Annotated in this window: 22 protein-coding genes; 6 read left to right on the top strand and 16 right to left on the bottom strand. The window is 34.4% G+C overall.

The genetic code is table 11. From position 1 onward, the window contains the following. Positions 1-31: 31 nt before the first annotated feature. The 3 genes from ACTNDN_RS07615 to ACTNDN_RS07605 form a co-directional block, all read right to left on the bottom strand. On the bottom strand, positions 32-1,015 hold the full coding sequence (locus ACTNDN_RS07615; protein WP_031536048.1) for a ketoacyl-ACP synthase III: 984 nt from the start codon (positions 1,013-1,015) through the stop codon (positions 32-34). A gap of 345 nt (positions 1,016-1,360) precedes the next feature. Continuing rightward, the gene (locus ACTNDN_RS07610) at positions 1,361-2,521 is read right to left on the bottom strand and encodes a Gfo/Idh/MocA family protein (RefSeq protein ID WP_048719320.1); all 1,161 of its coding nucleotides are present in this window, start codon (positions 2,519-2,521) and stop codon (positions 1,361-1,363) included. 13 nt (positions 2,522-2,534) lie between these two features. Further along, positions 2,535-3,389: a sugar phosphate isomerase/epimerase family protein gene (locus ACTNDN_RS07605; protein ID WP_031536044.1), complete on the bottom strand. Its 855-nt coding sequence runs from the start codon at positions 3,387-3,389 to the stop codon at positions 2,535-2,537. Positions 3,390-3,718: 329 nt separating this feature from the next. Between ACTNDN_RS07605 and ACTNDN_RS07600 the strand changes: the two genes are divergently transcribed. Further along, positions 3,719-4,552, top strand: a complete 834-nt coding sequence (locus ACTNDN_RS07600) for an AraC family transcriptional regulator (protein WP_031536042.1) — start codon at positions 3,719-3,721, stop codon at positions 4,550-4,552. A 59-nt stretch (positions 4,553-4,611) separates the two neighbouring features. On the opposite strand, the gene ACTNDN_RS07595 is transcribed toward ACTNDN_RS07600, so the two are convergent. The 7 genes from ACTNDN_RS07595 to ACTNDN_RS07565 all read right to left on the bottom strand — a co-directional run bounded on the left by ACTNDN_RS07595 (position 4,612) and on the right by ACTNDN_RS07565 (position 10,595). Continuing rightward, positions 4,612-5,043 carry a VOC family protein gene (locus tag ACTNDN_RS07595; protein ID WP_048719315.1) on the bottom strand — a complete coding sequence of 144 codons (432 nt, stop codon included), beginning with the start codon at positions 5,041-5,043 and terminating at the stop codon, positions 4,612-4,614. A 116-nt stretch (positions 5,044-5,159) separates the two neighbouring features. Beyond that, positions 5,160-6,296 (bottom strand): M20 family metallopeptidase, encoded by a 1,137-nt coding sequence (locus ACTNDN_RS07590; RefSeq protein WP_031536040.1) that lies wholly within the window; start codon positions 6,294-6,296, stop codon positions 5,160-5,162. Positions 6,297-6,459: 163 nt separating this feature from the next. Further along, a complete protein-coding gene (gene phoU, locus ACTNDN_RS07585; RefSeq protein ID WP_031536038.1) occupies positions 6,460-7,119 on the bottom strand; it encodes a phosphate signaling complex protein PhoU in 660 nt (219 codons plus the stop codon). 12 nt (positions 7,120-7,131) lie between these two features. Further along, positions 7,132-7,965, bottom strand: coding sequence for a phosphate ABC transporter ATP-binding protein PstB (gene pstB, locus ACTNDN_RS07580; RefSeq protein WP_081836559.1), 834 nt, complete (start codon positions 7,963-7,965; stop codon positions 7,132-7,134). 18 nt (positions 7,966-7,983) lie between these two features. Continuing rightward, positions 7,984-8,808 (bottom strand): phosphate ABC transporter permease PstA, encoded by an 825-nt coding sequence (gene pstA, locus ACTNDN_RS07575; protein ID WP_031536034.1) that lies wholly within the window; start codon positions 8,806-8,808, stop codon positions 7,984-7,986. Between the two features lies 1 nt (position 8,809). Next, positions 8,810-9,724, bottom strand: a complete 915-nt coding sequence (pstC, locus tag ACTNDN_RS07570; RefSeq protein WP_035416095.1) for a phosphate ABC transporter permease subunit PstC — start codon at positions 9,722-9,724, stop codon at positions 8,810-8,812. A 37-nt stretch (positions 9,725-9,761) separates the two neighbouring features. Then, positions 9,762-10,595: a phosphate ABC transporter substrate-binding protein gene (locus tag ACTNDN_RS07565; protein ID WP_035416093.1), complete on the bottom strand. Its 834-nt coding sequence runs from the start codon at positions 10,593-10,595 to the stop codon at positions 9,762-9,764. Between the two features lie 342 nt (positions 10,596-10,937). Between ACTNDN_RS07565 and ACTNDN_RS07560 the strand changes: the two genes are divergently transcribed. Together ACTNDN_RS07560 and ACTNDN_RS07555 are read left to right on the top strand one after the other, a co-directional pair. Beyond that, complete coding sequence (locus ACTNDN_RS07560; protein WP_031536027.1) at positions 10,938-11,177, top strand: hypothetical protein; 240 nt, start codon at positions 10,938-10,940, stop codon at positions 11,175-11,177. A 127-nt stretch (positions 11,178-11,304) separates the two neighbouring features. Further along, complete coding sequence (locus ACTNDN_RS07555) at positions 11,305-11,880, top strand: DUF6944 family repetitive protein (protein ID WP_048717068.1); 576 nt, start codon at positions 11,305-11,307, stop codon at positions 11,878-11,880. Between the two features lie 432 nt (positions 11,881-12,312). Here the strand turns inward: ACTNDN_RS07555 and ACTNDN_RS07550 are convergent, their stop codons facing one another. After that, the gene (locus ACTNDN_RS07550) at positions 12,313-13,401 is read right to left on the bottom strand and encodes an NAD(P)-dependent alcohol dehydrogenase (RefSeq protein ID WP_441131027.1); all 1,089 of its coding nucleotides are present in this window, start codon (positions 13,399-13,401) and stop codon (positions 12,313-12,315) included. Positions 13,402-13,540: 139 nt separating this feature from the next. On the opposite strand from ACTNDN_RS07550, the gene ACTNDN_RS07545 reads away from it, so the two are divergent. Then, on the top strand, positions 13,541-14,449 hold the full coding sequence (locus ACTNDN_RS07545) for a LysR family transcriptional regulator (protein ID WP_441131026.1): 909 nt from the start codon (positions 13,541-13,543) through the stop codon (positions 14,447-14,449). Between the two features lie 198 nt (positions 14,450-14,647). Here ACTNDN_RS07545 and ACTNDN_RS07540 read toward each other — a convergent pair whose 3' ends face one another. From ACTNDN_RS07540 to ACTNDN_RS07525, 4 genes are all read right to left on the bottom strand, one after another. Further along, the gene (locus ACTNDN_RS07540) at positions 14,648-15,355 is read right to left on the bottom strand and encodes a M48 family metallopeptidase (RefSeq protein WP_441131025.1); all 708 of its coding nucleotides are present in this window, start codon (positions 15,353-15,355) and stop codon (positions 14,648-14,650) included. Positions 15,356-15,373: 18 nt separating this feature from the next. Then, positions 15,374-15,868 (bottom strand): DUF1456 family protein, encoded by a 495-nt coding sequence (locus ACTNDN_RS07535; RefSeq protein WP_031539990.1) that lies wholly within the window; start codon positions 15,866-15,868, stop codon positions 15,374-15,376. 85 nt (positions 15,869-15,953) lie between these two features. Then, complete coding sequence (locus tag ACTNDN_RS07530) at positions 15,954-17,183, bottom strand: ATP-binding protein (RefSeq protein ID WP_441131024.1); 1,230 nt, start codon at positions 17,181-17,183, stop codon at positions 15,954-15,956. A 122-nt stretch (positions 17,184-17,305) separates the two neighbouring features. After that, positions 17,306-18,367 (bottom strand): diguanylate cyclase, encoded by a 1,062-nt coding sequence (locus ACTNDN_RS07525; RefSeq protein WP_441131023.1) that lies wholly within the window; start codon positions 18,365-18,367, stop codon positions 17,306-17,308. Between the two features lie 442 nt (positions 18,368-18,809). Between ACTNDN_RS07525 and ACTNDN_RS07520 the strand changes: the two genes are divergently transcribed. Next, entirely contained in the window at positions 18,810-19,898 is a 1,089-nt protein-coding gene (locus tag ACTNDN_RS07520; protein ID WP_441131022.1) for a diguanylate cyclase, read from the top strand. A gap of 96 nt (positions 19,899-19,994) precedes the next feature. Here the strand turns inward: ACTNDN_RS07520 and ACTNDN_RS07515 are convergent, their stop codons facing one another. Beyond that, on the bottom strand, positions 19,995-20,483 hold the full coding sequence (locus ACTNDN_RS07515) for a hypothetical protein (RefSeq protein ID WP_441131021.1): 489 nt from the start codon (positions 20,481-20,483) through the stop codon (positions 19,995-19,997). Positions 20,484-20,806: 323 nt separating this feature from the next. Between ACTNDN_RS07515 and ACTNDN_RS07510 the strand changes: the two genes are divergently transcribed. Then, a complete protein-coding gene (locus ACTNDN_RS07510; protein WP_251628321.1) occupies positions 20,807-22,360 on the top strand; it encodes an ABC-F family ATP-binding cassette domain-containing protein in 1,554 nt (517 codons plus the stop codon). The last annotated feature ends 140 nt before the right edge of the window (positions 22,361-22,500 follow it).

The following is a 22,500-nucleotide window of genomic DNA, read 5'->3' as shown; positions in this document are numbered from 1 at the left end:
TTCCATATACTATTACTAAGGTTAACTATTTTTAAAGTGACCATTTAATCAATAATCCTGCATGTGCTAGGCCTCCACCAAAACCATATAATAAAACATTATCACCGGCTTTTAATTTCCCCTCTTTCACACCTATAGCCAATGACAATGGAATAGTAGCTGCAGAAGTATTTCCGTAATGAACAAGGCTAAAGATTGTTTGTTCTATTGGAAAATTACTTTTCTCACAAATCGATTCTATCATTCTTAAATTTGCACTATGTGGGACAAACCAATCTATATCATCCAAGGACAGGCTTCCCTTTTCCGCAACAATTTTCATACCGCTCGTAACTGTTTTAATAGCCCATTTATACACTTCTCTCCCGTTTTGAACAATGCAGCCATTTCCCAGTAAATCGATGCCGTTCATTTGAGTAGCCAGATTTGTGCAATATAGATGTTGACCACCCTCCCCTTCAGACCCTATATGGGAAGAAATAAAGCTTGGTTGATCCTCCACATATTCTATAAGAACCGCCCCTGCTCCATCGCCAAAAAGGATACAAGTCGTGCGATCTGTGAAATCCGTAATTTTTGATAAAGTTTCTGCACCTACGACAAGGACTTTTTTATTTAAACCCGCTGTAATTAGCCCATTTGCAACATACAACCCATAAGTAAATCCTGCACAGGCAGCATTTAAATCAATCGCACCAGCATTCTTTATCCCTAGCTTAGCTTGCAGATTGGATGCAACACTTGGCGTTGTATAGTCAGGAGTCATCGTACAAACAATGATTAAATCAACATCATCAATCGTTTTATCGTATTGTTCTATCAAATTACGTACTGCTTTATAGCTAAGATCACTCGTATACTCTTTTTCATTTGCTATTCTCCGTTCCTTTATACCTGTTCGTTTCACAATCCATTCATCGTTCGTATCAACCATTTTTTCTAAATCATTATTTGTTAAAATACGTTCTGGAACGTATGAACCTATTGCTGTAATACGTGCTTTAGAAGCTGACATTCACATCACCTCATTATTCATTTCTTTATATTTTAACACCAATTACTATTACCTGGTACTAATTTATACTCAAACTATTCCCTCTGTTTAAAAAAATGCTATTCATCTCCCTTTAGAATATGTATTTTTGCTTTATTTGGTTTACCTATTTTTCATCAAAAAATCCCTCACCTTATTATGAAGATGAGGAATCCTTCTCTTTCTGTGGACGTGGAATACCCACACAGCATGATGAATTATACTAATACCATAAAATTTTAAGGAAAAAGGCTAAAAAAGACTCTATATCTGTAAATAGATTCTTACAAATATAGAGTCTCACCCATACAGAAATATTAATGAATCCTAATGCGTTCCTGAAACATCCAATGTTCCTACGTCATTCTGCTTCTTTTGAAAGGTAGACTGCTCTATTCTCTGTGTCAATTGTTCAAAAAATAGGTCTTCATCTAAGGGAATGTCCACCCAACGATCTGTCCATGCAGATAAATGCATGGCATTTGAAATCGTTAATCCATCGATGCCTTCTATCCCTGGTGCGATGAGCTCTGCTCCATTTCTAATGGCATTTGTCCAATTTTCGATAATGCCAACATGCTGGGTGTTGTCTCCTTCAATCGGAATGTCGCATTTCCAACACTCTGGACTACCAAATCCTCCTTTAAACTCTCTATTAAATACTCTTTCTGATACGCGCAATCGCCAAAAAGTTAACTTACCATCTTCAATAACAATCTTGCCTTTATCACCTGTCACTTCTAATCTATTTGTTCCTGGCGCTTCGCCAGTAGAAGTAATAAATACACCTGTAGCTCCATTATCATACTCTACGTAAGCGGTAACATCATCTTCCACTTCAATATCGTGATATTTTCCAAAATCCATAAAAGCACGTACTCGCTTTGGCATTCCACAAATCCATTGCCATAAATCAAGTTGATGTGGATCTTGATTTAGCAGGACACCGCCTCCTTCACCAGACCAGGTTGCTCTCCAGCCACCAGAATCATAATAACTTTGCGGTCTATACCAATTTGTTATAATCCATACCGTTCTCTTTAATTCTCCCAGTTCTCCTGAATCCATTAAGTCCTTTACTTTTCGATATAATGGATTCGTTCGTTGATTATACATAATACCAAATACCTTACCACTCTTTTTAGCGACTTCATTCATTTCTCTTACCGCTTTTGTATATACTCCAGCAGGTTTTTCAATTAAGGTATGATAGCCAGCTTGTAAAGCTCTAATTGCTAGACTTGGATGGTCATAATGTGGGGTAACAATCATCACTGCATCAAAAGCATTGGAATTAAAGAAATCATCCACATTATGAAAGCGTTTAACTTGTTCTCCAAATTTCTTTTTTGCCCATTCTAGCCTTTCCCCACTTATATCACAGACTGCCGTAAGCTCTGCATGAGGAATTTTGTCTGTAACCAAACTTTCAGCATGATTTGATCCCATTGCTCCGATGCCAATTATTCCGATACGCACTTTATTCATAAGGATCCTCCTCTTATTGAATCTTATTTATGATATTTTTTATTGCTCGTACAGCAACCGCAAATCTTTTTTCTCCTCCAACAGGTAAATCATAACCAGGAGAGTCTGGAGTAAGCAAAGAAAAATCAGAATAATTCCATAAATGAGGTTCTAGTGATAAAAAGCCATCATAACCTGTTTTATATAATTCCTGTAAAATTTCTGATACGTTTCCGTCTCCTTTCCCTGCAGGTACCACATGATGATCACTGTAAACGGCATCCTTCACATGAATATATGCAATATAATCTTTTAGCAGCATAAATGCCTCTGGATAATTCTTGGCATTACATTGCACAAAATTTGCAAAGTCAAAAATTCCTTTCACATATTCACAATTCAATGTCTCTAATAGATCGAAACATCTTTCTGGCGTATCTCCATAAATGCCGGATTCATTTTCATGGAGAAGAACCACATTTTTCCCCTCTGTAACTTGAATAAAGCTTCTCCATCGGTTTATTACTTCTTCTCTATAAACACTTGGATCCTCTCCTTTAGGCATAAAAAAGCTAAACATCCGAATATATTTACATTCCATAATCTCAGCTATCTCTAACGTATGCTTAAACAACTGTAGATGTGGTCTAAAATCGTCGGTAATATTGATTTTGCCAATTGGAGAACCAATTGCGGAGAGCTTAAATCCTCTCTCATCCATTTGACGTTTTATCTCTTGTACCTCTTCTAACGTATGATGGACAAGTAATTTTCCATTTACTCCTCTCATCTCTATAAACTTAATATCGTGTGATTCTAATACATCCATCTGCGTTTTTAATTGATCATTTATTTCGTCAGCAAATGCAGACAATATAAATCTACTCATTCTATTCACCCTCACATCAGTTTTATGAAACCACTAAAAAACTGCCATTTAATCATAATTATTGGTGACCGACTTTTAAATTAAGCTATTTCATTTGTTTACAAATAAATAAATCCTTATTTAGCTTGAAGATATTATACTTTTTAGTGCCCTCTGTTTATAGTTAAGTGACTACCAGTAGTTCTAACCGTATTTTATACTATCTACTGTCCTTTCTTCTTTGAACTTATTGCTTAATTTATTGCAAATATTGCTTTTTCGTTTTGTAAGCGCTAAAGTAAGAAGAAGAAGTATAAATTAGTCAACAAAAAAGGAGAGGTGAAATCCTTATGAAAGAAATCCTACATTATAGTAGTGATTACTTTACCTTGAACCACACAATCAATGATTCTCCTCATAATATTGATACACATATACATGACTGCTATGAGTTGTTCTACTTTATTTCTGGCGGTCTTACTTATTATATTGAAGGTCAAGTTTATGAATTACATCCCCATGATATCATCATCACAAACGCGAGAGAGCTACATAGAATTGTTTTCCATTCCAATGATTGTTATGAACGAAAGTATATTCACTTTTCCCCAGAATACATATCCTCTTTTCAAATAGAAGAATATAATATGTTTCATTTTATTGAACGTAGAAAATTGGGTTATTTTAATAAGATTTCTGCTAAAGATGTACGAGAAGCAGGAATTGATAAGATGTGGGCGCAAATGGAAGAAACAGCACTTAGTCATTCTCCTGAAAAGATAATCTTAATGAAAACCTATTTCATACAGATGCTCATTAATATGAATAACATCTTTATGACATATAATAATCCTTTGGTGACTAGTCAAAGTTATAATCAAAAAGTGGTCGCCATTTTAGAATTTATCAATAAAAATTTAGACAAAAAAATTACATTACATTTATTAGAGACGGAGTTTTTTGTAAATAAATATTACCTCTGCCATATTTTTAAGAAGAGCACAGGATTTACGGTTATGGAATATTTAACATATAAAAGAATTATGTGGGCGATGGATTTGCTCCTGTCGGGTGACTCGGCACTGGATGTAGCTCATCGTGTTGGATTTGGGGACTATTCTACCTTTTATAAGGCATTCAAAAATATTACTGGTTCTTCTCCTAGACAGTATTGTAATCAATAAGTTCCTTATAAATTAAAAAAGAAGGAAGATTTACATTCGCGAAATCTCCCTTCTTTTTATCAACTATGTTCTTCTGTAATTGTTGAAATCTGCCATGTTATCCCAAATTTATCTTTCACTTGTCCAAAAGATGGGCTCCAAGGAGTTTCTTGAAGAGGCATTACTACTTCTCCACCATCTAAAAGTTTATCATATACTTCTTTTGTTTTTTCTGGATTATTTAAGAGAACTGCTACATCCACTTGTGAACCAACTTGGAATGGTTGTCCAGGGAAAGTATCAGATATCATGAGAAATGTATTTCCGATTCTTAATTGTGCATGTAAAACAAGATTTTTTGCTTCCTCCGAAAGGGGAAATTCTGGGTTATCAGGCAGATCGGCATATGTTTGTACGCCAAGGTTTTCAGCTTCTAATGCCTGTTCATAAAATGCAACTGCTTCCTTGCCATTTCCATTCGTTCGTAAATACGGATGAATTCCTAAAATCATAAATACACCTCTTTAACTTTTTTCCATGTATCTTCCTCTCATTATTCTTACCAAATTTCTTTCTAGATAATCTTCCCCATTCTATTCCTTTACTTACTGTTTAGAAGGCTTTCTGCCTAATTCCGCTTATTTATTTTATCCAATACTTTTACCAATAATTGTCCTCGTTCATTTAATGATGATATAACCATAAACTCATCGTCTTGGTGTGCATTTCCTCCCCTTGGTCCTAAACCATCTATTGTAGGAATTCCCATATTTCCTGTGAAGTTACCATCTGAACCACCACCACTATAGGTAGATCCTAAATCTATATTCCATTCAGAAGCAGCATCTCTCATGAATGAAAGTAATTCATTCTGCCTTTCATCCGTTTTCCATGCTGGTCGAGTAATCCCTCCGCTAATTTCAATACGAGTATTTGGAGTTTCCGTGAAGCTGCAAATTTCTAAAATTTTTGCTTGAGCAAATTCTCCCTGTTCCTGTGTTTCAAAACGCAAGTCAATTCCTGCTTCTGCGAAGGGTGCAATTGTATTAACAGATTGACCACCGCTCACTAAACCTACATTTACATGAATACCTTCCTTTTTCGTCAACTCATGTAATGCAACAATTTTTAATGCAAGCTCTTGTATAGCACTTGCCCCTTTCTCTGGTGCAACACCGGCATGTGCTGATTTTCCGTATATTTTCACAAAGAATTTCCCGCCACCTTTACGGCCAGTAACCACATTTCCAGCTAGATCAGCAGGCTCCATAATAAACACATACTGTACTTTCTTTGCAGTAGCTACTATCAATTCTCGCGATGAAATGGAACCTATTTCTTCATCTGTATTAATAATTATCAAGACATTTTTATATGCATCATTATTTTGCGAAATTAAGTATTTTAAAGCATACAATGTCATTACATGACTTGCCTTCATATCGAAAACTCCTGGACCTTTTGCAAAATCCCCTTCCACTGTAAACGGACGTTTGGCAACTGTGCCAGCGGGAAAAACGGTATCAATATGTCCAATTAGTAAAATGCTTGGATTTGTTGCCTCTTCATGCTTTAAGACGATATTATTTCCTTTGTCTGGTATTTCGTGTACATCTGCAATAAAACCAAGCTGGGCAAATTCATTAATTAAAATGTCTCCTACTTTATCTACTCCTGCTTTCTGATAGGATCCACTATCTATATTTACGATTCGCTCAAGCAAGTGGAGCATATTATCCTTTTCTTTTTCAAAATAGTCTTGCATTCCTCTACCTCCCTATTTATCATACAAATCGATATTTTATCTACAATTATCAATTTATCAGAAATATCAAAAAATAAAAACATAACAAACGATTATTATAGACTAAAAAGGCAAAAGGAGAGAAAAACTTATTTAGTTCCTCTCTCCTTTTGCTATATACTAGTTAAGAATTGAAATCATATATTTTTCCTTTAATCAAATACCCTGTACTTTCCGCCATATTTGTAATATGGTCAGCAGTTCTTTCCAAATAGCGATTGATAAATAATAATTGGACAAGCTGATTCGTTTCTTCTGGATGCTCACTTAAGTATGCTGTCAGTTTCTTATATGTTTCTAAATAATAATCATCTACTTCATCTTCTAGCTTACTAATTTCTTTCGCAAGGACAATATCTTCTTCTATAAAGGATTGAATTGCCTTTTTCAGCATTTCAACAGATATTTCCTTCATTTTTTCTAAATGAGTGATATCTAGTAGCGAAGTCGGTTTTCCTATCTTGATCGTTGCTTTGGCGATGTTTACAGCAAAATCTGCAACTCGTTCTATTTCAGAGGAAATTTTGATAACACCAATTACAACACGTAAATCTCTTGCAACTGGCTGCTCTTTCGCCATTAACCAAATCGCAAAATGATTAATTTCAGATTCAAGGTTATCAATATCCGTATCTTCCTCCATCACCTTTAAAGCAATTTCTACATCTTGTGCTTTTAAGGCATCAAACGACTCTTCCAAAGAAACAATCGACATTTCACCCATTTCGCTAATTTTTCCTTTTAACTCTTCAAGTTTCTTCTCAAAATTCTCTCGAATGACCATTATTTCCTCCTATTATCCAAAGCGACCTGTTACATAATCTTCTGTGCGCTGATCTCTTGGTGTAGAAAAAATCTTGTTTGTTTCATCATATTCAACCACTTCACCATTTAAGAAAAAGGCTGTTTTATCGGAAATCCGTGCCGCTTGCTGCATATTATGTGTAACAATAACAATCGTATATTCTTTTTTCATTTTTGTAATCAACTCTTCTACTTTCAAGGTAGAAATCGGATCTAGAGCCGACGTCGGCTCATCCATTAGAATGACATCTGGTTTCATTGCAATGGCACGGGCTATACAAACACGTTGCTGCTGTCCACCTGACAAGCCAAGTGCAGAGGTTTTTAGACGGTCTTTTACTTCCTCCCAAATCGCAGCCCCTCGTAAGCTCTCTTCCACAATTTTATTTAATTCTTTCTTATTCTTTATTCCTTGCATTCTCGGACCATAGGCAACATTATCAAAAATACTCATTGGGAATAAATTAGGCTTTTGAAATACCATACCTACTCTTGTACGTAATTTTATGACATCATTTGAAGCATATATATTTTCCCCATCAATGACGATATCTCCTGCAATTTTTACACCATCAATTAAATCATTCATACGATTAAGTGTTCTTAGGAAGGTTGATTTTCCACATCCAGATGGTCCGATTAAAGCCGTTACCTTTTTTTCTTCAATATCAAGAGATACGCCAAACAGTGCTTGCTTTTCCCCGTAAAATAAATTCAAATCACTCACACTAATTTTCGATGTACCAAGTGTAGCTTCTTCTTGACCGACCTGTAAAAATGCTTTCCCAGTTTTCTTTTGGTTTTTTTCCTTTACTGTTGTAGTCATAAACATACTCCTTATGAATTAGTAGTCTGCTTTATTCAACTTTTTGGATATATATGTTGCAATAAGGTTGATAGCTAGAATTATTACAATTAAAACAATCCCGACTGCAGCAGCTAGTTCTATATCTCCAGACTCTTGTGTTACTAAAAACGAATGAACGGTTAATGTTCGTGCAGAAGAAAGCAAGCCCTCTGGCATTGCTGCAACTGTTCCGGCAGTCAAGAAAATAGCTGCAGACTCCCCAACAATTCTCCCGATGGAAAGAATTATTCCGGATAAGATACCTGGCATCGCACTAGGTAAAATAACCTTATATAATGTTTGTAATCTCGTTGTACCAAGGGCTAAAGATCCTTCTCGATAGGTTGGAGGAACTGTTTTTAAAGATTCCTCTGTAGTTCGGATAATAACCGGTAAAACAATAATTGCTAATGTTAAGGAAGCTGCTAAAATAGACATTCCTAATTTTAAGGTTGTTACAAAGAATACTGCCCCAAATAAGCCGTAAATAATCGAGGGAATACCTGTTAAGCTTTCTGTTGCAAAGCGAATTACTTTTACCAATCGGCCTTGCTTCGCATATTCTTGTAAATAAACAGCCGCTAATATCCCAATCGGTGTTGCAATAATTAAAGAAATGACAATCGTATAGATGGTTGTTACAATCATTGGCCAAATTCCGCCACCACCTGTTGGGGAATAATCGCCAAAAATAAACTCGAAGCTAATTAAATGTGCACCTTTATAAAATATATATCCTACAATCATTACGAGTACGGCAACGGATAAGATGGCAGAAAACCAAAGAAGTCCATGCAACAAATTATCTTTCATCTTTCTCATCTTATTTGCCACCCTTCGAACTAATTTTTGCTAAAACAAAATTCAAGATTAGAATAAATGAGAATAATACAATCCCTGTTGCAAATAGCATTTCTTGATGCGTACCAGCAGCATAGCCCATTTCAAGAGCAATGTTAGTTGTTAACGGACGAATACTATCTGTTAAGCTTGTTGGCACAATCAAACTATTACCAGCAACGAGAATTACTGCCATTGTTTCTCCAATTGCTCGCCCTAACCCTAATACAATAGCTGTCATAATCCCGGATTTAGCAGCTGGGACCACGACTTTAAAAATAGTGCCGATTTCCGATACTCCAAGTGCAAGAGATCCTTCACGATATGTTCTTGGTACAGCGCGAATCGCCGTCTCTGCCACTGTCACAATCGTTGGCAGCATCATAATTGCTAACACTAAAATAACAGCTAATAAGCTTTGACCCTTTACTAATCCTAATGTATTTTGTAAAAATGGAACAATAATTGCTAGACCAAAAACCCCGTATAAAACGGAAGGAATACCTGCTAAAAGCTGAATGGCTGGTGAAACAATTTTCGCTATCCGCTTTGAAGCGATTTCTGCGAGAAAGATTGCCGTAAACAAACCAATCGGAACGCCAATAATAAGTGCTCCAACTGTTGCATATAGGGATGCAACAATCATTGGCCAAATTCCAAATTTCCCTTCACTCGGCACCCAGTCGACGCCAAAAAGAAAGTCAAAAAAACTAAATCCTTCCGCGATAAATGGATGAGCTCCTTTATAAAATACAAATCCAATAATTAATAACAAACTAATGACGGAAAGAAGAGCACAAACCAAGAATACTCTTGCTGACACCTTCTCAAACAAATATTTTCTTTTATTTGCCTTGCCCATCTCTGAGGCTTGCTTTTCAGTCGTTTGAATAGACACTTTGTTTTCCTCCAAGATTACTTCTAAAGATTTGGTTTTACTTTATTGGGATAACCCCTGCTTCTGCTGCAATCTTTTGACCTTCATCACTTAAAATATAATCGATGAATTTCTGTCCATTCGCAGTTAGATCTCCTTCTTTATAAACAAACAAAAACGGTCGTGATAAACTATATTTTTTTGCTAATACATTTTCAGCCGTGGCTTCTACACCATCAATATCGATTGTCGAAATAGTATCATCAATATATTCAAAGGAAATAAAGCCAACTGCATGTTTATTATTTGCAACGGTTGTTTTAATATTTCCATTCCCACTTGCGATGATAGAGTTTCTAATTAATTCGCCTGAGCTATAGCCTACAATCTCCTGGAAGGCATCACGTGAACCAGATCCATCCTCCCGAGAAACAACCACAATCTCCATGTCGTCTCCACCAAGCTGACTCCAGTTCGTCACTTCACCAGTGAAAATTTGCTTTACTTGTTCTAAAGTTAAATCTTTTACTTTATTGCTCGGATGAGTGACTACTACAATTCCATCATAAGCAATTACAACTTCCTTTAATTTTTGCATTTCATCTTCCTTTAAATCCCTGGAAGACATCCCAATCTCTGAGACACCACTTATTGCATTTGTAATACCTGCAGAAGACCCAATTTGATTTATTTCAATTTTTGTATTATCGTGTTCATGGTATTTTGCCGCTAATTTCTCAGCAAGCGGTCCAACGGAAGTAGATCCTGAAATCGATATTGGTTTACTGTCATTTGTCGATTGTTCTGTTTCTGCATTACTTGCACATGCTGATAATAAAGCAAGTATAGTCAGGAACATGAATACCATTTTTAGTTTTTTAATTATGACCATGATTTACCTCCAAAAGAATAGCAACTTTTCTTTGTCATATCTTGTCTAATAGTATGATAAATCTCCAGTGTAAATATTCCATTGACTCTATGTAAAGGTTTTGTAAATTACGTTAAAAACAAGATAGTGTGTGTTATTTTTTGTAAAAATAATTTTAATAGATAGATGATAGTAAAAATTTTAGAAAACATCTTACAAAACTTTTCAAAAACGAACAGATAATATACCTAATCTTTTTCTCTGTATAATTTATATTTAAACTGGTATAACTTTCTAAAAAGCAGCGTTTAAGATTATAATAGGCGAAGATGTATTATTTTATGTAGGTTAGGAGGTTGCAAAATGGACAAACAAGGTCAAGAAAGATTTTTATCCTTTATTTTACAAAGAGTACAAGAAGGAAAGGAAGAAGAAGCGAAAGCCATATTAATGGAAAACTTCCGAAAACAAAATGAAGGCACTTTTTCTCAAAGTGATATTGCAGAATTTATTCCTAAAATGATTACTCTGATAAGACCAGAAAAATTAGAAGAAATCCAAGCAATTGTAAAGCAGTTTTCCGGGAACTTCGGAAGTAAGTAAGAATGTAGACTTTCATTTAAATAGAGCTCACAAAACAGAACTATCTCCAATGCTTGTCTTTTTTATCCCACTTATCCTTTTATTGAATATGATATTGGGTGTAAAGTGAATGGGCGGTAGATAATAAATGAGTGGACATTTTAAAGAAATATTCGGATCTACAATCAACACGATTGGTACTATCCAAGCTGCTATTGGAAGTACCCCTTCGTTCCACCTTTCTAAAGAAACGAATTATCAACTCCGGTTAGTTGGTAATGTATTACAAGGAACAGGCAGCGCATTATCAGCTGACGGACAAGGAACGATTTCATTAGAAATGCTAGGAGATGAAATTCAAGCAATTGGAAATTCAACGGTTGTAACCGGCTTAATTCTTTATAAATTGAGTAAGATCCCAACTGAACAAAAATTAATTATTACGGGTAGCTGGATTCAAGCATTAGGTAGCTTTGTCGGACTTACAGATGAATTTTTTGACCATACGGCAGATGGAAGAATCGAAAATATAATTGGTGGTTTATTACAGGGGATTGGAAATTCTTTGCAGGCAGTGGGTGGAACGGAACAATTAAAAGGTATAAGTAGCCAGCAAAACCTCGGTACCATCGGAAGCTGGATTCAAGCGACTGGAGCTGTCCTTTCGCTCATTGGGCAAGTAAAAGAAGAAGTTGAAGAAATCGTCTTAAATATAAATGAATAATTAGTGCTGGTAGTAGAAAGAGAGGAAGAAAAACTCTTCCTCTCTCCTTTTTTCCTTTTTGGCCAAATGAAGTTCAAAATCGCTATAATCAGGTCAACGCTTAATACTATTGTCCATAATTTTACTACATCCTCTAGAGCTTCTGTACGAGCTGTTTCCCTGATTAGAATAGTCAAGCTTAATAATATACCTGTTCCAATCACATAGGTATATTATTACTTAAGCTTAATCTTTATTTAGAATGAAAACTTTGATTGTTTTCAGAATATAAAAACGGCGTCAACTAGCCGATATAAGCTTATTGAACGCCATTTTCTCATATTATAATCATATTGTATTTAACATAGAAGTAAAAGAAAAACTATATCTTCCATATTGTTACATCTGTCTAACCTGGAGTGCAGTTTATACTAAACAATTTACGAGTTGATATTAACATAATCGTAGTATTGGTTTAATTGCTTCTCCCTTTTTAGAATCTTCGAAAGCTTCATTAATTTGGTCAAAGTCATAGAATTTAACTAATTTATCAAATGGGAATTGACCATTTTTGTAGTATTCTACTAGTTGCGGGATAAATACATTTGGTACAGAGTCTCCTTCAATTACGCCCATCATGGTTTTTCCTTCCGCCATTATATCATTGTGAACATCGATATTCATTTCAGGTGTAACACCTACTACTGCTGCAACACCTAATGGGCGTAGTGCTTGTAAGCATTGACGTACTACTGGAGGGAAACCAGTTGTATCTACTGCATATTTTGTTCCACCGTTTGTTAATTCCTTAATTTCCTTCACAACATCTACTTTTGTTCCATTAAAGGTATGTGTCGCCCCAAGTTCTTTTGCAAGTTCTAATCGTGTATCATGAATATCAACTGCAATGATTGTTTTACAGCCAACTATTTTTGCAGCCATAATAGCACTTAAACCAACTGCACCTGCACCATAGATAGCAATAGTTGATCCAAATTCAGGCTTAATTTTATTTAAAACAGTACCTGCTCCTGTTTGGATTCCACAGCCTAAAGGTCCTAAAAGCGCTAAATCTACTTGTTTATCCACTTTGACAACATTACGCTCATGCGCAATCGCAAATGTACCAAATGAGGACTGACCAAAGAAAGTGGAAAGTGACGTACCATCTTTGGACAAACGATGTGTATGATCATCATGGGCACCACCAAAGTTTAAATCATTAAATGTTTCACAAACTGTTGGATGTCCTGTTAAACAATTTTCACAGTGTCCACAATGTGCAAATGATAATACAACATGATCACCTTTTGCCAAGCGTGTAACTCCAGAACCAACCTCTTCGATAATTCCTGCTCCTTCATGACCAAGTACTGCAGGCAGTGGAGCAATTGCTGCGTCACGTGCAACAGCATCTGTATGACAAACACCTGTTGCAACAATTTTTACTAATACTTCATTTTCCTTTGGGGGAGCTAATTCTACTTCTTCTATAACAAAATCTTTACCTTGTCCAGGTGTAACTGCTGCTTTAATCTTCATATAAAATCCTCCTTTGATATGATATGTAATTAAATGTGACAAATTTGTGAATTCATTTTCATCGTAATCCTTTCTGAAAATAGATACAATATAAGTAAAGGAATATGTATATTTATTATGATTCATAAGAGGGGTTCGTATGCAATTATTACAATTAAACTACTTTCTAACTGTTGCCAAAACTGAACATATGTCTCAAGCAGCACTTCATTTAGATATTTCACAATCATCACTAAGCAAAACAATCGCTAGATTAGAAGAGGAGTTAGGTGTACCTTTATTTGATAGACATGGAAAGAGTATTCGACTGAATAGTTATGGAAAGTTTTATGCAAAGGAAGTAGAACTAGCACTTAGAATCTTAGAAGATGCCCATGAAACTGTTCAAGAAATGGCAGAAATAGAGGAAGATCAAGTGTCTATTAGTGTCATGAGTTCCACCATACTTCCGACTGTTTTTAAAGGTTTCTACGAAAGAAGACCAAATGTACGGATTCAGCAATCAATATTACCAGACCTTATCGCAAAAGAACGATTACTCCGAGGAGAAATTGATTTATGTGTTTCTAATACTCCCATAACAGGGCCAGATATAGAATGGCTACCTGTCTTAAAAGAACGATTAGATTTAATTGTTCCGAAAAATCATCGATTGGCACACTTAGATGAAATTGATTTACTAGAAGTAAAAAATGAACGATTTATTGGATATAAGTCAGGATTAGAATCTATAAGTATGTATGAAAAATGTTGTATACAAGCGGGATTTACACCGAATATGGTTTTTGAAGGAACGGAAATGTCGATTGTTTTGCAGCTTGTTGATGAAGGAGAAGGGATTTCCTTCTATCCGCAGTATTCCTTTTTAGGAAAACAACTAACCAACAGTAAAATCATTCGTCTAAAAAATGACCATTGTTATCAAATGGTCGGTTTCGCATGGCTAAAAAGTAGACATTATTCTTATGTAGCAAGACAATTTCGGCAACATATGATTGAATCGTTTATGGAAATTAATAAAAAGAACGGAGACATAGGCAAAACCTAAGTAAGATATGTTAGGATATCAGCCAAACTCCAGCACATATCAGCAAAAATTGGGGTTTATCAGCCAAAAAACATAACTTTTCAGCCATAGAATATAGAATAAGAAATTAATGATAGCTTTTATGCTATCATTCTCCATCATTCAAAAGAAGAACATAGACTGGATTAAATGCTCCAGTCAGATTCTGTTTTCTCTCTCCTAAACCGTCATCTTCCAACTAGACAAAGCGAGCCAATTCTCTTTTTCTTTGTAATCAGGCATCAGCTTCCCAACAAGCCTCCAAAAGGATCGGTCATGATTAAGATGAACCATATGACACATTTCATGCACAACAACATAATCAATTACTTCAAGTGGAGCCATCGCTAATCTCCAATTAAAGGTTAATTGGAAATTAGCATCACAGGTTCCCCAATTGGTTTTGCTATCTGTAATACGTATCGATCGGGGCTTTGTTTTAAAGTTGCTTTGATAGAAGGAAACTCTCTCTTCCATTAAAGCCTTACTTCTCTGATAATAATATCTTCTCAGTAATTGTTTGATTCTTTCCTTATCAAGATGCTTTACATAGATATGCAGGATTTCTTCAGAAAACGCAACTCTTTCTTGCGTAATAGTGATATCCTGGATAATTTGAATAGGATAGGAATTACCTAAATAAAGAAATCTTTCATTATTCTCATATACCTTTTCCTGTGGTCCATCCATTCTTTTCTTCATTTCTTGTACTTTACTATGGATGGAATCCCAGTTTCCTTCTAACACATGAATTATCCGTTCATCAGGCGTCTTTTTAGGTGCTAAAATTTCTATATTTCCATATCCATCTATCTTAATCCCAATGGAAGTTCGATTTTTATACTTTACATCAAAAAGGATGGTTTCCCCTAAATATGTATGTATCATAGCTTCACCTAACTGCTCTTAACCCCTATATTTAATGGCTAGTCCTTTTAAAAAGTTTCGAGCGAAATTATCTAAACATACTTTATAATTTTTATGCCCTTCTTTTCGTAAAAAGGCGCCTAGTTCCCCTTTTGATACATTTAATCCAGCTTTTTTAAATATATCTATCATATCATCAGTTGTTAATGACAGCGCGATTTTGACTTTCTTTAAAAGGATATTATTTACACTCGTATTGTTTTTTATTGACGATTCAGGTGTATTTGGTTGTCCTGGTTTCGGCTCTTGCTTTCCCCTTTTATAAATGATAAAGCCATTTAAAAAGGAATCTAGCATACTATTCGTCAATTTTATTTGATCATCATTCTCTGCTTCTTCATCTGACTTTTTAAGTATTTTAACTACCTCAGGTACAGATATCTCTTTCCCGCCAAGCTTAAATATTTCTGCCATTTCACTATTTTTTATTTCTAATGCATATCTTAATCGAATTAATATATCATTATTTTCCATTGTTTGACCTCCAATTTACAAAACTACTTATTTTTTTAGTTTATCTTTTTTCTTATTGCAAAGACAACACGCTAGGACATTTACTTTATCTAAAATAGCTTTGTTTATCATAATATGGAAAGCAAATGCTAGTAGTTGTTCCTTGATTTTTAGAGCTTACGAAATCAATCTTGCCATTATATTTCTCGACAATATTAAAGCATATCATCAAGCCTAAACCTGTTCCTTTACTTTTTAAAGAATAAAAGGGGGTGCCAAGAGCTGCCAATTCTTCCTCCGACATTCCTTTTCCATGATCGATTACTTTTATTACAACAAACTCTTTTTCCTTTTCAGCCGTTACTATTACTAATTCGCCATAATTAGAAGCCTCAATCGCATTTTTTATAATATTTATGAGTAATTGCTTTAATTCGATGATGTTAGCAGAGATTGTACAATCATCTGTTACTTTTAATTCAATCCGATTATCATGTAATAGACCATAGGAATGGAGCAAATCTGTGACACTCTGTAGAACATCCTTAACATCTACTATCTCTGCCGCTTGTTCTTGCTCTGGTTTTGCCATTGTTAAAAATTGTGTAATTACCTGTTCAGCCATATTTAATTCATCTATCATCAAAGTAAAATTGCGTTTTTGATCGGAGGAAAATGATTTATCCTTTTCATATAATTGCAAAAATCCTTTCACAACAGTAAGAGGATTTCGAATCTCATGGGCAACCGCTGCTGCAAGTTGACCAGATGTCTTTAGACGCTCTGATTGCTGAATTTGTTCATAATATAATTGCTGTTTTTTCATTCGCCCATTCGTTAAATAAAAAATAAAATAGATGATAATTTGGCTCGCAATAAAGTTTAAAATGTTTCCAATTAAATCCTGTTCTAAATAACTATATTGGGGCTTCTGATTCGTTAACATAATGTAACCAAATAAAATTAAAATTAATCCTCCATTTAAGTACAAGGTAAAATAAAAAAGCTTTGAATTAAAAAATAAGATGGATAGGGCCGGTATAAAACATAATAAAATAAAATTAGACCCCGTATCTGGATAAAAAAGAAACAGGGAGTAGAAATAAATGGATGCTAATCCGATGATACATATTCTAAGAGTATCTGTTTCTTTTTTAGGATAAAGCAATAAACACAAAGACAAACTGAATGCCCAGATAAGTTGAACTATAAACCCCCATCCACAATTGCTTAATCGTGGATTATCAATAAATAACCCACCAAGGATAATAGCTATAATAGCCCAAACGACAATATAGTAAATTTTTATATTAAAATTATTTTTAATCTCCTTCATGGATACCCCTTACGTTCTTAATCTTTATACACACTTTAAAATATATCATTTTTTTGAATCAAAGGGGTAAATATGACTATTTTTTTACCATATTGATAGGTTTTCTTGGTTTTACTTTCCATTTAAGTACCGATGTCAAAAAACTGAAAATTATTTTTACCGCGTTTTTTTGCATTATACATCGCATTATCTGCAAGCTTCATTATCGTATCAAGATCATTTCCGTCTTGAGGATAAAGAGAAATTCCAATACTAAATGTTACTTGATTAGATTCCGAAATAAATAAAGGCATATTGTCGATTATTTTTTTTGCTAATGATAGACAATCTGTTTGGACAGCATTTGGGAGGATGATGATAAATTCATCTCCACCAAACCTTCCAACTACATCGTCTTCTTTTATACAAAGTTTCAGGTATTCACTAACTTGCTTTAACAAAAAGTCACCTTTAGCATGCCCGTAAGTATCATTTATTTGTTTAAAACCATCTAAATCGACAAACATAATCCCGAAACTTTTATTGTTTTGTTTCGATTCTTCGATTACTTGATTAAGCCACTCCAGCAGACTTCTGCGATTTGGAAGCTGAGTTAAAGTATCTAAATAGGATAAATCCTTTAACCTTTGGCTATTTTTTTCCTGATCCGTTACATCTCTTGCGATAACTTCTCTAGCCAGTTCCCCATCGAACAGGATATAGGTTGATTTTGCTTCAATGTATCGAACAGTTCCATCTTCGTCATATAAATTAAAATGATGGATTTTAAATTGCTGATCCACCTCATATTTTTCACTAGAGAATCTTAAGCTTTCATAAGATTTATCATTCAAAATTTCCTTCCAAGGCAAATTGATCAATTCAAATGGTTCCTTAAAGCCAAACAATTTAGCTCCTGCATCGTTTGAATAGACAAGGATTCCTTTTCGATGAACGTAAATAGCTTCTGGTGAATGATCAAGTAATCTTTGATACTGCTTTTCTTTGTCTGCTGACTGACGAATGATCTTTCTAAGAAGGACCATAAGTAAGATGAACAAAAGAAATTGGAGAATTTGAACTGCAATAGTGACAATCATTTCCCACGTTTCTTTTGAAGCTTCAAATCCAATGAACAGCTCCATTATTGCTAAAGCTACTAATATAAATAAAAGTACATTTATTTTTTTTATAAAAAAGCTCATATTGATTCTCCTAAAAGTAGACCTTTACCTGAGTAGATTTCAAAAATTTCCTTTAGTAGAATCTCCTTACATCTACAGAAAAAGAAAATTGATTCAATCCATTATATTAACAAAAACAGAATAAGTAAAACTTGCTATATAATCAGGGAAAATACTGATTCAACTAATGCATTTAAGCTTGTTCCTGCTCCCTTTTCATACTTACTCTATCGGAAATAAAGCAAGAGGATAAGAATGTTTACAAGCAAATACATATTGGCTTCTCCTTAACCATCTATATTTAAATATTATCTTCATATTTTTACCATTACCTGTATTATTATCCTTTTGATTGATTTTTTTCATCCTAATTTCACCCGATATCTTTTTCCATAAAAAACCATACCAAATCAATTCCATTCTATTTATAGCTATGTTATCTTAATTAAGGTGATTAATTATTATGATAATAAAAGAGTTATTTTCTAATCTTGCCATATTGGTATCCTTACTTTTTTTGTATAGTCAAATAACCAAACAGAAGCCTTTAAATCGTCAATCCTCGTTAAAGAGGAAAATAACAATTGGGATTGTAGGAGGTATTTTCGGAAATATACTCATGCATTATAGTATTCATATTGGAGATATCATTATAGATCTTAGACATATTCCAATTATGATTTTAGCTTTTTATGGAGGAGCAATCCCTGCATTTATTTCCATGCTTTTAATCATTATAGGTCGATTATTTTATGGCATTAATTTGGCATCCTTTTTGGCCATTGCTCTCATTTTTTCATCTACTATTGGTGCTGTATTTTTTTCCTATGTTACCCTATCTACCAAAAACAAAATCATTTTAACCTTAAGTTGGAATAATTTTGTTTTTACCATATTCGCCATCTATTTAATCAATGACTGGAATATTCTCTTTGTGTTAATTCCAACCTATTGCATCATTTCCTATCTTGGTGGATTTATTGGATTTTATGTCATAAATCATTTAAGATCGATTCAATTATTGTTTGAAAAATATAGAGATGAGTCCACAATAGATGGTCTTACAGGATTAAATAATTATCGGAATTTTGACAAGCTCTTTAATTCGTTAATAAATCAAGTTACTGTTAAAGAAGAAAAACTTTCACTCCTTTATATTGACATTGATTTCTTTAAGAAAATTAATGATCGATATGGACATCTAAAGGGAGATGAAATACTAAAAAGCCTTGGGGAGATATTACAAAAATGTACCAAGTCATATGATGTCGTCAGTAGAAATGGTGGAGAAGAGTTTACCGTATTATTATTAGATTGCCCTTTGGAAAAAGCAAAAGAAATAGCAGAAAACATTCGAAAAACTGTAGAGGAATTTCCTTTCTATGCGTTAGAAGAAAAAATCCACCTAACCGTTTCAATAGGAATTGCTTGCTACAATGAAACTACTCTCAAAGCAGTAGATATTATTGATGATGCCGACAGAGCCCTTTATTACGCAAAAAATTCTGGAAGAAATAAAGTATGTATAGCGAACCAGTTTACGGAAAAATAAGATCCCAAACCTAGAATGAATAGAAGTAAAAATGGAAAGAACGAATCAGCTATTTCACGATTCATTCTTTCCACTTTTTTAATCACATAGTTTTTATTAATTTATTTCTAATCTTATAAGTCTCCACTTAGTAAAACAGAATTTTTCATATAAATATTGAAATATATATAACATTAACGACAAAATTGAAAAAACATACATAAGTTGTATTTTTTTCATTCGTACTAAAGATGCTATACCAAATTTTGTTAAGAAAGGCACTGCAGTATATGTAAACATTCCATCAAATAGCATATTTAATGCAAAATATCTAAAAAACTTGCCATACGTCCATTTTAATATCCATATTGAACCAACAAAAAAAGGACCAAGCATAAAAGGAATTTCTCCTGATAATCTAGGATGAAGGGTTTCATACCACCACCACCATTTTCGCTTTTTAGCTATAACATTGACTAACTTCACCATTGATGCAATAAAGACTCCTGCTGGCAAATAACGCTTGAACGTTTTCTTCCCTAATAACGGCGCAGTAACCCAAGGCAATATCATGGACAAGGACAATACTGTCTTGGAATATCTCATTATTTTCATCCTACACACCCTTTAAACATTCATTAAGAATATTATTCCCCAAAAATTGCTAATGTTTACGTATGGGATGAATTCTTTTCTTTCATTTTTTATTCAACTATTCCTATATAGGAAAACCTTGTAGCATATTGTATAATAGACTTTTATCCAATCGTTTAGACGATTCAATGATCTAATTCAATTAAGAAAGGGTAGTCTTCAAGTTAGCCCCAAAATTGAATTACGTTTTGCACAAATAATAAAATTCGAGTTAGAAAATCTATTCTAAATTTAGTATGATATCCACATGTGATATAAAAGAAGGGGTTAAAAAAATGAGCGTATTAAACGTACAAAACTTAAGCCACGGTTTCGGTGATCGTGCGATATTTAATGATGTGTCTTTTCGACTTTTAAAAGGGGAACACGTTGGACTTGTTGGGGCAAATGGTGAAGGGAAATCTACTTTCATGAATATTGTGACCGGCAAGCTGCAACCTGACGAAGGGAAAGTACAGTGGTCACGAAAAGTTCGTGTTGGTTATTTAGATCAGCATGCCGTACTTCAAAAAGGGACTACGATGCGTGAAGCTTTGAGTACTGCTTTTCAATATCTTTTTGATGCAGAAGCAGAGATTAATGAGCTTTATGCAAAAATGGGTGATGAAAATGCTGATATCGATTCATTACTTGCAGAAGTTGGAGAGCTACAAGAAACATTAGATAGTAATGATTTCTATCAAATTAATTCAAAAGTGGAGGAAGTGGCTCGTGGTCTAGGATTAGATGATGTTGGACTTGATCGAGATGTAGCTGATCTTAGCGGTGGGCAACGTACGAAAGTTTTGCTGGCTAAGCTATTACTAGAAAAACCTGAAATCCTCTTACTAGATGAGCCTACGAACTATTTAGATGAACAGCATATCGAATGGTTAAAGCGCTATTTACAGGATTATGAGAATGCATTTATCTTGATTTCACATGATATTCCATTTTTGAACAGTGTTGTTAACCTGATCTATCACATGGAAAACCAAGAGTTGAATCGCTATGCTGGTGACTATGACAACTTCGTAAAAATACATGAAATGAAGAAACAACAGCTAGAATCTGCTTACAAGCGTCAACAACAAGAAATTGCAAATTTAAAAGATTTTGTTGCTCGCAACAAGGCAAGTGTCGCAACCCGTAATATGGCAATGTCCCGTCAAAAGAAACTAGACAAAATGGAAATTATTGAATTAGGGAAAGAAAAGCCAAAACCAGAGTTTAAATTCAAAGAAGCTCGCGCAGCTAGTCGTTGGATTTTCACGGCAGAAGATCTTGTTATTGGCTATAACGAACCACTTTCTCGCCCCCTAAATTTGAAAATGGAACGTGGACAAAAAATTGCCTTCGTTGGTGCAAACGGTATTGGTAAATCCACTCTGTTAAAAAGTATTCTTGGATTAATCACCCCAATTTCGGGTACCGTAGAACGCGGTGATTATCAACACATTGGCTACTTTGAGCAAGAAGTGAAAGAGTCCAACTACAATACATGTATTGAAGAAATTTGGAGCGAATTCCCTAGCATGAATCAGGCGGAAGTTCGTGCTGCTCTTGCAAAATGTGGATTAACAACGAAACATATTGAAAGTAAAATCGAAGTCCTTTCTGGTGGGGAAAAAGCCAAAGTTCGCTTATGCAAAATTTTAAACACAGAAACGAACTTATTAATCCTAGATGAGCCTACCAATCACTTGGATATCGATGCAAAGGAAGAACTGAAACGTGCATTAAAGGAATATCGCGGAAGCATCTTAATGGTATCCCACGAACCTGATTTCTATCGTGAAATCGCGACAGATATTTGGAATTGCGAGGATTGGACTACGAAGGTGTTTTAAGTAAAGATGAAGGGGTACCCATTGCAATTGGGTACCCCTTTTAAAATTTTGGCTCTGTTAAAGTTTAATGTTGATATTTCTTATAAAACGAAACCTCCTAATTTACGGAAGTTCCATTTTATAATATTTGCTTATTCAAC

The organism is Niallia sp. HCP3S3_B10, assembly GCF_052064465.1.
In the GTDB taxonomy this organism is placed as follows: domain Bacteria; phylum Bacillota; class Bacilli; order Bacillales; family Cytobacillaceae; genus Niallia; species Niallia hominis.
This window is presented reverse-complemented; position numbering and strand designations above follow the sequence as displayed.

Bases quoted from the DNA above. Each gene is read 5' to 3' on its own strand.
- ACTNDN_RS07615 (WP_031536048.1), bottom strand. From the start codon at position 1,015: ATGTCAGCTTCTAAAGCACGTATTACAGCAATAGGTTCATACGTTCCA.
- ACTNDN_RS07610 (WP_048719320.1), bottom strand. From the start codon at position 2,521: ATGAATAAAGTGCGTATCGGAATAATTGGCATCGGAGCAATGGGATCA.
- ACTNDN_RS07605 (WP_031536044.1), bottom strand. From the start codon at position 3,389: ATGAGTAGATTTATATTGTCTGCATTTGCTGACGAAATAAATGATCAA.
- ACTNDN_RS07600 (WP_031536042.1), top strand. From the start codon at position 3,719: ATGAAAGAAATCCTACATTATAGTAGTGATTACTTTACCTTGAACCAC.
- ACTNDN_RS07595 (WP_048719315.1), bottom strand. From the start codon at position 5,043: ATGATTTTAGGAATTCATCCGTATTTACGAACGAATGGAAATGGCAAG.
- ACTNDN_RS07590 (WP_031536040.1), bottom strand. From the start codon at position 6,296: ATGCAAGACTATTTTGAAAAAGAAAAGGATAATATGCTCCACTTGCTT.
- phoU (WP_031536038.1), bottom strand. From the start codon at position 7,119: ATGGTCATTCGAGAGAATTTTGAGAAGAAACTTGAAGAGTTAAAAGGA.
- pstB (WP_081836559.1), bottom strand. From the start codon at position 7,965: ATGACTACAACAGTAAAGGAAAAAAACCAAAAGAAAACTGGGAAAGCA.
- pstA (WP_031536034.1), bottom strand. From the start codon at position 8,808: ATGAGAAAGATGAAAGATAATTTGTTGCATGGACTTCTTTGGTTTTCT.
- ACTNDN_RS07565 (WP_035416093.1), bottom strand. From the start codon at position 10,595: ATGGTCATAATTAAAAAACTAAAAATGGTATTCATGTTCCTGACTATA.
- ACTNDN_RS07560 (WP_031536027.1), top strand. From the start codon at position 10,938: ATGGACAAACAAGGTCAAGAAAGATTTTTATCCTTTATTTTACAAAGA.
- ACTNDN_RS07555 (WP_048717068.1), top strand. From the start codon at position 11,305: ATGAGTGGACATTTTAAAGAAATATTCGGATCTACAATCAACACGATT.
- ACTNDN_RS07550 (WP_441131027.1), bottom strand. From the start codon at position 13,401: ATGAAGATTAAAGCAGCAGTTACACCTGGACAAGGTAAAGATTTTGTT.
- ACTNDN_RS07545 (WP_441131026.1), top strand. From the start codon at position 13,541: ATGCAATTATTACAATTAAACTACTTTCTAACTGTTGCCAAAACTGAA.
- ACTNDN_RS07540 (WP_441131025.1), bottom strand. From the start codon at position 15,355: ATGATACATACATATTTAGGGGAAACCATCCTTTTTGATGTAAAGTAT.
- ACTNDN_RS07535 (WP_031539990.1), bottom strand. From the start codon at position 15,868: ATGGAAAATAATGATATATTAATTCGATTAAGATATGCATTAGAAATA.
- ACTNDN_RS07530 (WP_441131024.1), bottom strand. From the start codon at position 17,183: ATGAAGGAGATTAAAAATAATTTTAATATAAAAATTTACTATATTGTC.
- ACTNDN_RS07525 (WP_441131023.1), bottom strand. From the start codon at position 18,367: ATGAGCTTTTTTATAAAAAAAATAAATGTACTTTTATTTATATTAGTA.
- ACTNDN_RS07520 (WP_441131022.1), top strand. From the start codon at position 18,810: ATGATAATAAAAGAGTTATTTTCTAATCTTGCCATATTGGTATCCTTA.
- ACTNDN_RS07515 (WP_441131021.1), bottom strand. From the start codon at position 20,483: ATGAGATATTCCAAGACAGTATTGTCCTTGTCCATGATATTGCCTTGG.
- ACTNDN_RS07510 (WP_251628321.1), top strand. From the start codon at position 20,807: ATGAGCGTATTAAACGTACAAAACTTAAGCCACGGTTTCGGTGATCGT.